Raw genomic sequence first — 9,036 nt, forward strand, 5'->3', positions numbered from 1 at the left:
GGCCTTCATCACGCGAACACTTCAGCCAGCGCGCCAGCAGCACGCCCAGCAAAATCGTCAATACAACCGCCAGCACGATGACCACGGCGGTTCCGGCGCCCAGTTGGGCCACTTGCGCAAACGTGATGCGGGCGCCCAGCAGCGCGACCCCCACGCGCAGCACCACGCGGCCGCAAAAACCAATGCCCTTGGCCGCCTTGGGGTGGCTGTTGAGAAAGTGGAACGCCAGGCCGATCAGCAAGGCATAGAGCAGTTGGGGGCCGCCATAGTGCTCGGAGATGAAAGTCGCGGCCAGTGCAATCACCATGCACACCAGCACGCCTGGAAAGTGGGACGCCAGCGCCATGCGCCATTTAAAAATCATGGGATATCAGACAGACTTGTTGGATGAATGGGACGGAGGATTTGGACCACCGGGGTAATGCGTGAGAACTTTTTCCAGTAGCGCCGCACCGGTAGGGCTTCCCGCCACCAGCATCCGGCTTTGCAGCAAGGGCAAGCCGTCCAGGGATCGCATCGTGGCGCCGGCCTCGCGCAGCAGCACCAACCCGGCCGCAGCGTCCCACGCGCCCATGCCGCGTTCCCAGAAGGCATCGGCCCGCCCGGCCGCCACATAAGCCAGTTCCAGCGCCATGGAGCCGCTTCGCCGAACCTGCCCAAACGTTCTCAGTACATCACCAAATTCACGCAGGTAGTCGTCCATGAAAGGCGCACCCGGTTTGGGAAACACCGTCGAAACCAGGCATTGCGCAGCAGGGCGCGCGGCAGCACAGGCCAGGCGCTCCCCATTCAGGTATGCACCCAGACCCGATGCCGCAGTAAAAATTTCGTGGCGGGACGGATCCACGATCACGCCCAGCACCGGCTGCCGGTCCAAACACAGTGCAATCGATACCGCGTACTGGGGGTAGCCGCGGGCAAAGTTTGCCGTGCCATCAATCGGGTCAACCAGCCAGGTGGGCTGCTCCGTCAATTCGCCGCCGCTTTCTTCACCGACAAAGCCGCTCTGCGGCAAGACCTTCAGCAGCGCGCTGCGCAAGCCCTCTTCCACTTCGCGGTCAAAGCGCGTGACCCAGTCACCKGGGGCCTTCTGGCGGACATCCACCGGTTGCAGTTCTACATGCGCCTTCCGGATGCGGACGGCAGCCTCCATGCCCGCGAGCCGGGCTTTCTCCAGCACCACAACAAGGTCCATGTTCATGCTTTCTTGGACAGCACACTGACATAGTCATGCGCCTGGGTATTGATGGTGGAGACCCGGTATTCCACGGGCTTGTCGCCGAACGTCAGGGCCAGCCGGTGCACCTCCATCACCGGAGAGCCCACCGCCAGCCCCAGCAGGCGCGCCTGGGTCCGGTCGGCCGCCGCGGCGCGTGCACGTTCCTGTGCCCGCAGCACGGTGATGCCGAAGTCTGTCTGGTACAGGGCATAGATCGTGCCGGGCCTTTCGACAAAACGTTTTTCAGTGAGGTTGCGGAACAGCGCCGCCGCAATGGTCAGCCGGTCATGCATGACCACCCTGCCCTGCAGGGCGAGGCGGTTTTCCGCCCTGAACACGGGCTCACCCATCTTGATGCGCAATGCAGCGGCCTCCTGCTCCGTGGCCCGCTCGCGCCCAAAAGCGATGCAGTCAATTTCCGGGTAGTCGCGGTCCCGCGCCGCATCGTCGTCACCGAAGTTCCAGTGCGGCTCCACGTGAAAAAACTGGAACATGAAGCGGGCATTGTTGTGCGGCGCCACAAAAGTTCCCTTGCCCTGCCGGCGCACCAGCACATGCTCGTGTACCAGTTCGTCAACGGCATGACGCAGGGTGCCAATGCTCACCTGCAGGCTCGCGGCAATATTCGCCTCGCTGGGCAAGGGTTTACCCGGGCCGTAATGCCCGGCCTCGATGAGTTTTTGCAGCTCGCGCTTCACCTGGCGGTAGAGCGGCATGGCCTCTTCGCTCATCAACGGACGCAATGGAGCCGATGTGTTTTTGACATTCACGGCCGCCATTGAAACACCAACGGGCGAGTCGTACAAGTCATATATATGAGTAAATTGACAAGCGGTTGCCGGCCCATAAAACTGGCAACTCGATTCAACTCAGGCCATTCGGAGACCCCATGATTCATTTTGTATTGCATGACGCCAAAGACACCGTGGCCGTTGTGGTGGTGGAAGGTGTGAAGGCAGGAACTGCCATGACCGGCTGGATCATGGACGAAGACCGCATGATCAATGTGCAGGCCCAGCAGGACATCCCGATCGGGCACAAAGTGGCCCTCAAGGACATGGCTGTCGGCGACACCGTGCTGAAGTACGGCATCGACATGGGCAAGGTTGTTGCCAACATCAAGGCCGGCCAGCACGCCCATGTCCATAACATCAAAACAAAGAGGTGGTAACCCCCCGAAGCAGCCTGCGGCCGCCTCCCCCCGAGGGGGCATCGCCTGTGGCCTGGCGAAGCCAGATCCACGTCGATTGCTGGAACAAACAACTCATCTAGGAACATAGCAATGTCAGTCATCGATAAAAACACCACATTTCTGGGCTACCGCCGCGAAAACGGCCGCGTTGGCGTGCGCAACCACGTCATCATCCTGCCGCTGGACGATCTTTCCAATGCAGCCGCCGAGGCGGTGGCACACAACATCAAGGGCTGCATGGCGATTCCGCACCCCTATGGGCGGCTGCAATTCGGTGCCGACCTGGAGCTGCACTTTCGCACCCTGATCGGTGCCGGCTGCAACCCCAATGTCGCCGCCRTCGTGGTGATCGGCATTGAAGACAGCTGGACCAAAAAAGTGGTGGACGGCATCGCCAAAACCGGCAAACCGGTGGTGGGCTTCGGCATTGAAGGCCACGGCGACCATGAGACCATCATGAAGGCCTCCAAAGCGGCGCGTGAGTATGTGCAATGGGCCAGTGAAAAACAGCGCGAGATCTGCGGCATCTCCGAACTCTGGGTCTCCACCAAGTGCGGCGAGTCCGACACCACGTCCGGCTGCGGCGCCAATCCCACCGTCGGCAACGCCTTCGACAAGCTGCACCCGCTCGGCAACTACCTGTGCTTCGGTGAAACCTCCGAGATCACCGGCGGTGAAAAAATCGTCGCCGACCGTTGTGCCACCGATGCCGTGCGCGACCAGTTCATGTTCATGTTCAACCGCTACCAGGACATGATCAACCGCCACAAGACCAGCGACCTGTCGGACTCGCAGCCCACCAAAGGCAACATCGCCGGCGGCCTCACGACCATCGAGGAAAAAGCGCTGGGCAATATCCAGAAGATCGGCAAGGTCTGCACGGTCGACGGCGTCATCGACAAGGCCGAGATGCCCACGCACCCGGGCCTGTGGTTCATGGACTCGTCCAGTGCTGCGGCCGAAATGGTGACCCTGTGCGCCGCCTCGGGTTACGCCGTGCACTTCTTCCCCACCGGCCAGGGCAACGTGATCGGCAATGCGATTGTCCCCGTGATCAAGATCTGCTCGAACCCGCGCACCGTGCGCCTGATGAGCGAACACATCGACGTGGACACCTCCGGGCTGCTGCAGCGCGAGATCACGCTCGACCAGGCCGGCGACAAGCTGCTGGAGAACATGCTGCGCACCGCCAACGGCCGCCTGACCGCCGCAGAAGCGCTGGGCCACCGCGAGTTCGTCTTGACGCGCCTGTTCGAATCCGCTTGAGGTAAGGCAAGCATGGCGCGCATTGTCATCTGTGAATTCATGGACGAGCGCGCAGTGGCGCAGCTTGAAGCGGCACACGACGTGCTCTATGACCCGCAGCTGGTGGGCGACGCCACCCGCCTGCGGGCCGAGGCGGGCAAAGCCGATGCGTTGATCGTGCGCAACCTGACGCAGGTGCGTGGCGAGCTGCTCGCCGCGATGGCCCGCTGCAAGGTGGTGGGCCGGCTCGGCGTGGGGCTGGACAACATTGACGTGCCGGCCTGCGAAGCCCGGGGCATCAAGGTCATTCCCGCCTCGGGCGCCAATGCGCTCAGCGTGGCGGAATACGTCGTGGCCAGCACCATGCTGCTGCTGCGCGGTGCGTTTGCTTCCACCGAAGCCGTGGCAGCCGGCCAGTGGCCGCGCGCTGCGTTGAGCAACGGCCGTGAAGCTGCCGGACAAACGTTGGGCATCATCGGTTTTGGCTCCATAGGCCAGACCACCGCGCGCCTGGCACGTGGCCTGGGCATGCACGTGATTGCCTATGACCCCGCGCTTGCCCCCGATGCCCCGGTTTTCGCGCAGACCGGTGTGCAGTACGCCGGCCTTGACGACCTCATCAGCAGCGCGGATGCCGTCACATTGCATGTGCCCCTGGTGGATGCGACGCGCGGGCTGTTCAGCGCGGCACGCATTGGCCAGATGAAAAAAGGCGCCGTGCTGATCAATACCTCGCGGGGCCACATCGTGGACATCACGGCAGTCAGTGCGGCGCTGCGGTCGGGGCAACTGGGCGGTGCGGCCATCGATGTATTCGACGTGGAGCCCCTGCCGGCGAGCGCGGGGTTGCAAGCCTGCCCCAACCTGTTGCTTACACCACACATTTCAGGTCTCAGCATGCAGTCAAATGAACGCGTATCGTTCATGATCGCTGACAAGGTGCTGGAGAGCCTGAAGTAATGATCCAACTGTCTATTGAAGAAGCAACACGTCTTGCCACGCAGGCGCTGCGCAAGGCGGGCGCGGCAGAGGCCATGGCGGCCACCACCGCGAGAGCACTGGTTCGCGCCGAAGCGCAAGGGCTCGCTTCGCATGGCTTGAGCCGCGTGCCGCAATATGCCACCCATCTTCGCAACGGCCGGGCCGATGGCCATGCCGTCGCCGTCGTGGCGCACAAAAAAGGTGCGGCAGTGCTGGTGGATGCAAAACAGGGCCTGGCCTTCCCCGCCTGCGACCTGGCGATCTCCACAGCGATTGCAACTGCTCGGGAACTGGGCGTGTGTTTTGTCGGCGTGATCAACAGCCACCATTGCGGGGTATTGGTGGATCATCTGCGCCCCGCAACCGATGCGGGCCTGGTAGGCCTTGGTTTTGCGAACGCACCGGCGGCCATGCCCGCGGCAGGCGGCAAGCACCCGATCTTTGGAACCAACCCGATTGCTGCCGCGTTTCCCCGCAGAAACGCCGATCCACTGTTGATTGACCTGTCTTTGAGCGAAGTTGCRCGCGGCAAAGTGATGGTTGCAGCCAAGGAAGGCAAATCCATTCCGCTGGGCTGGGCGCTGGACACGCAAGGCCGGCCCACAACGGACGCACAGGCGGCTCTGGAGGGCTCCATGCTGCCGCTGGGTGCCGTGAGCAGCCCCAAAGGTTCCATGCTGGCATTGATGGTTGAGCTGCTGGTGACAGCCGTGATTGGCGCGCAGTTTGCTTTTGAGGCATCATCGTTTTTTGTGGATGAAGGAAATCAGCCGCGAATTGGCCAGGCTTTCATCCTGATCGACCCGGGCGCGCTTGCAGGCACAGACACTTACTTTGAACGCATGGAAACCGTGATCGCCGAAATGCTGCTGGACGAAGGTGTACGTCTGGCAGGTGCGCGGCGCATCGCACTCGAAACGAAAGCACTACAAGCGGGACTCAGTATTCCCGACGCACTCAAATCGCAGTTGGATCAGTTAGTGGGTTAACAGTTATTCAATCAAGAGGAGTAGGCATGAAACGTCGTGACATCGTATTGGCATCAACAGGTGCAGCCCTGACGGGCATTCCGGGTCTGGGGCTGGCCCAGCAGACCTTTCCCAAACCAGGCAGCACCATCAAATATGTGGTCCCGTTCACGCCCGGCGGCCTGACCGACATGATGGCCCGCACGGTCGCCCAAAAGCTGTCCGAGGCGTGGAAGACTCCCGTGATTGTCGAAAACAAGGCTGGCGGGAACGCGCAGATCGGCGCCGAGCAGGTCGCCAAATCGGCGCCCGACGGCAATACGCTGCTGGCCATCACGTTGACACATGCCGCAAACGTATCCCTGTATCCGAATGCGGCTTACAGCTTCACCAAAGACCTGCGCCCGGTCGCCCTGATGGCCAATTCGCCGATGCTGGTCGTGGTTCCCGCCGCCAGTCCCATCAAGGACTTCAAGGACCTGATGGCCGTGTCCAAAACCAAGCAGCTGAGCGCGGGCTCGAGCGGCAACGGTACTCCGGCACACCTGACCATGGCTTTGTTCTGCGMGTTGAACAAAACGAAGATGATCCATGTGCCCTACCGCGGCGGCGCGCCCTCGATGGTCGACCTGATCGGTGGCCAGCTGGACGTGATTTTTTCCAACTATCCGGAATCGATCGCTCACGTCAAAGGTGGAAAACTGCGCGCGATCGCGATCTGCAGCCTGGGCCGGCACCCGGGGGTGCCTGATGTCCCGACTGCTTTCGAGGCCGGTATGACTGGCCTCTTTGTCGAGAACTGGACAGGGGCCATGCTCCCGGCCAAGACGCCGGATGACATTGTCGACAGATACTCGCGCGAGATCATCAAGATCATGTACAGCGCTGACGTGGAAGAGCGCGCCAAGCAGCAAGGTTTTCGTGTCTCACAAAAGGGTTCAGAAGAGTTCGGCCGCTTCCTGAAAAGCGAAATAGACCGCTGGAGCCGGATTATCAAGACCGCGAAAATCACACCGACCTGATCGGCAAGCACACCCGGTTAAGCACAAAGTCCGCAGGCCGCTCGCGGTCTGCGTTACGTTTTGTAAAACACCACTCCGGTTCTGGTGGCCTGGCGGAAAATCCGCCCAGAGGCGATCCCCGCCACTGGAGACATACATGAACGACATAGCGGATATTCCCGTTACCGTTACCGGGCCACGCAAGGTTGACCAGCTGCTGGTGCACTACGGCGAAAGCCACCAGAACCCGCGCAACGAACTGATCCATTTCATTGCCATCCCGCTCATCATGCTGAGCCTGGTCGGCATGCTGTTTGCGCTTCACCCCTATGTCGCGTATGTGTTTGTCGCGGCCAGCATGGTCTACTACGCGCGCTTGTCGGCGATGTTCTTTATGACCATGGCGGTCTGGTCGGTGCTGTTTCTGGGCCTGGTGTTCGCCATGGGACCATTGGTATTGCCGATCTGTGTCGGCATTTTTGTGGGCGCCTGGATCCTGCAATTCATCGGCCACAAGATCGAGGGGAAAAAGCCTTCTTTCTTTGAAGACATCCAGTACCTCTGGGTCGGGCCGCTGTTTGTGCTGAGCAAGCTGTTTGGCAAGCTGGGTATACGCTGGTGATTCATCCAGCTTGAAAACACCCGGGCGGCCTCCATCTTGAAGGTTTAAACCTTTTCACGGGTACCTCGCTTGATCAGCAAAATTCTGCGTTTCTTCCTCAAGCTCCTGTTTGGCATCTTCGCCGCGGTGTTTGCCGTCAGCCTGCTGGTCGCGGCCCTGATCGTCGTGGCGCTGAGCCTCCTGAAGTCGCTCGTCACCGGCCGCAAGCCGGCGCCGGCGATGGTGTTTGGCCGCTTCCAGCGCTATTCGCCCCAAGGCATGTGGCCGGGCGGGGCCGCCCAGGGCAACCCGGCCAGCCCCCGTGCCGGCGACGTGGTGGACGTGGAAGTCCGCGAAGTGCGTGACGACAAGCGCCTGCCGTAATACCTGCGAGTTCCGATTTGGGCGGGCTGGCGGCTGAAAACCATGGATTTGCTACCAAATTCATAGCTGCTTACGCCCGTCCAGCTTGGATGAAAGGCCATATTCACTCTCCGAAATTGGCAAAAAACTGACGTGCACCCCGTTTGAATTCATTATCAAATATGGCTTCAGCCCAATACACACGGGCGCAAGGAGCTATCAAATAGATAGCGACCGTACCCACTTTGGGATAACGGCGGCATCCATACAAATCGATACCGCGCATTTACAAGGCAGAAACCAATCCCCCTGAACCAATGGCCCACAATGCGGCTCATACCAAGGGTTTTCACTTATTAGCCTTGCGCTATCCGAGTCATTGAACCTATTGCTTAGCACTCTCTCCAACAGAGTGCTAGTATTTAGCACCAGACGAAAGGAGTCTTGCTGTGTCTTATGCTCTTTCCCCCGCTTCCCTGACCGCTGTCGTGCCGAAATCGGGCGCGTCCACAGCCGTCAACCCCTGGTCGCTGGTGCCCCCGCTGGGCAACCTGGACGCTTATATTTCCGCCGTAAACCGTCTCCCCATGCTCACCCTGGAGCAGGAGCAGGAATTTGCCAAAAATCTCAAGGAAAACAACGATCTCGACGCTGCCGGTAAGTTAGTGCTCTCTCACTTGCGCCTGGTGGTCTCGATTTCGCGCAAATACCTGGGTTATGGGCTGCCGCACGGCGACCTGATCCAGGAAGGCAACATCGGCCTGATGAAGGCAGTCAAACGCTTCGACCCGGACCAGAACGTGCGCCTGGTGAGCTATGCCATGCACTGGATCAAGGCCGAGATCCATGAGTACATCCTGAAAAACTGGCGCATGGTCAAGGTCGCGACGACCAAGGCCCAGCGCAAGCTGTTTTTCAACCTGCGCTCGATGAAGCAGGGTTTCAAGGACGACGCCGACGTGGCGACACACCGCGACACGCTGACCGAAGGCCAGATCGATTCGATGGCCAAGACGCTGAACGTCAAGCGTGAGGAAGTCATCGAGATGGAGCAGCGTATGTCGGGCGGCGACGTGCTGCTGGACCCAAGCCCGAGCGACGACGGCGAAGACGCCTTTGGCCCGATCGCCTACCTGGCCGACGCGACCCAGGAACCGACGGCACTGATGGAGTCGCGCCAGCGTGACAACCTGGCTTCAGACGGCATCACCGCAGCGCTGGAAGATCTCGACCCACGGTCGCGCCGCATTGTAGAAGAGCGCTGGCTCAAGGTGAACGACGACGGGTCAGGCGGCATGACGCTGCACGACCTGGCCGACGAGTACAAGGTAAGCGCCGAACGGATTCGCCAGATCGAAGTGGCAGCCATGAAGAAAATGAAGAAGGTGCTGGCCGCCTACGCTTAATACCTGCAGGTACGCGTTTTAAAAGAAAGCCCGCACAGCAATGTGCGGGCTTCTTTCTTT

General features: G+C 60.6%; 11 protein-coding genes. 8 read left to right on the top strand and 3 right to left on the bottom strand.

All coding sequences use genetic code 11. From position 1 onward, the window contains the following. The 3 genes from AC1DWI_RS06190 to AC1DWI_RS06200 form a co-directional block, all read right to left on the bottom strand. The coding region (locus tag AC1DWI_RS06190; RefSeq protein ID WP_477724545.1) for a putative sulfate exporter family transporter at positions 1-364 on the bottom strand (364 nt) is incomplete at its 3' end. A 6-nt stretch (positions 365-370) separates the two neighbouring features. Continuing rightward, positions 371-1,195: an inositol monophosphatase family protein gene (locus AC1DWI_RS06195; RefSeq protein WP_477668291.1), complete on the bottom strand. Its 825-nt coding sequence runs from the start codon at positions 1,193-1,195 to the stop codon at positions 371-373. A 2-nt stretch (positions 1,196-1,197) separates the two neighbouring features. Then, a complete protein-coding gene (locus tag AC1DWI_RS06200) occupies positions 1,198-1,998 on the bottom strand; it encodes a GntR family transcriptional regulator (RefSeq protein WP_477671946.1) in 801 nt (266 codons plus the stop codon). 110 nt (positions 1,999-2,108) lie between these two features. Between AC1DWI_RS06200 and AC1DWI_RS06205 the strand changes: the two genes are divergently transcribed. The 8 genes from AC1DWI_RS06205 (at position 2,109) to rpoH (ending at position 8,976) form a co-directional block, all read left to right on the top strand. Continuing rightward, complete coding sequence (locus AC1DWI_RS06205; protein ID WP_007862870.1) at positions 2,109-2,390, top strand: UxaA family hydrolase; 282 nt, start codon at positions 2,109-2,111, stop codon at positions 2,388-2,390. A 111-nt stretch (positions 2,391-2,501) separates the two neighbouring features. Continuing rightward, the gene (locus AC1DWI_RS06210; protein ID WP_477724546.1) at positions 2,502-3,677 is read left to right on the top strand and encodes a UxaA family hydrolase; all 1,176 of its coding nucleotides are present in this window, start codon (positions 2,502-2,504) and stop codon (positions 3,675-3,677) included. 12 nt (positions 3,678-3,689) lie between these two features. After that, a complete protein-coding gene (locus AC1DWI_RS06215) occupies positions 3,690-4,616 on the top strand; it encodes a hydroxyacid dehydrogenase (protein WP_477668294.1) in 927 nt (308 codons plus the stop codon). Further along, positions 4,616-5,626 (top strand): Ldh family oxidoreductase, encoded by a 1,011-nt coding sequence (locus AC1DWI_RS06220; RefSeq protein ID WP_477668295.1) that lies wholly within the window; start codon positions 4,616-4,618, stop codon positions 5,624-5,626. The genes AC1DWI_RS06215 and AC1DWI_RS06220 overlap by 1 nt, the downstream gene beginning before the upstream one ends. A gap of 26 nt (positions 5,627-5,652) precedes the next feature. Continuing rightward, positions 5,653-6,627, top strand: a complete 975-nt coding sequence (locus AC1DWI_RS06225; protein ID WP_477724547.1) for a Bug family tripartite tricarboxylate transporter substrate binding protein — start codon at positions 5,653-5,655, stop codon at positions 6,625-6,627. A 136-nt stretch (positions 6,628-6,763) separates the two neighbouring features. Then, complete coding sequence (locus tag AC1DWI_RS06230; RefSeq protein WP_477668297.1) at positions 6,764-7,228, top strand: Mpo1 family 2-hydroxy fatty acid dioxygenase; 465 nt, start codon at positions 6,764-6,766, stop codon at positions 7,226-7,228. 69 nt (positions 7,229-7,297) lie between these two features. Further along, entirely contained in the window at positions 7,298-7,591 is a 294-nt protein-coding gene (locus AC1DWI_RS06235; RefSeq protein ID WP_457282211.1) for a hypothetical protein, read from the top strand. Positions 7,592-8,046: 455 nt separating this feature from the next. Continuing rightward, positions 8,047-8,976, top strand: coding sequence for an RNA polymerase sigma factor RpoH (gene rpoH, locus AC1DWI_RS06240; RefSeq protein WP_477668916.1), 930 nt, complete (start codon positions 8,047-8,049; stop codon positions 8,974-8,976). Positions 8,977-9,036 lie beyond the last annotated feature (60 nt).

It is taken from the genome of Polaromonas sp. P3_C2 (assembly GCF_056402675.1).

Excerpts from the sequence above, each read along its gene's own strand:
- AC1DWI_RS06200 (WP_477671946.1), bottom strand. The coding sequence starts at position 1,998 with ATGGCGGCCGTGAATGTCAAAAACACATCGGCTCCATTGCGTCCGTTG.
- AC1DWI_RS06205 (WP_007862870.1), top strand. The coding sequence starts at position 2,109 with ATGATTCATTTTGTATTGCATGACGCCAAAGACACCGTGGCCGTTGTG.
- AC1DWI_RS06215 (WP_477668294.1), top strand. The coding sequence starts at position 3,690 with ATGGCGCGCATTGTCATCTGTGAATTCATGGACGAGCGCGCAGTGGCG.
- AC1DWI_RS06230 (WP_477668297.1), top strand. The coding sequence starts at position 6,764 with ATGAACGACATAGCGGATATTCCCGTTACCGTTACCGGGCCACGCAAG.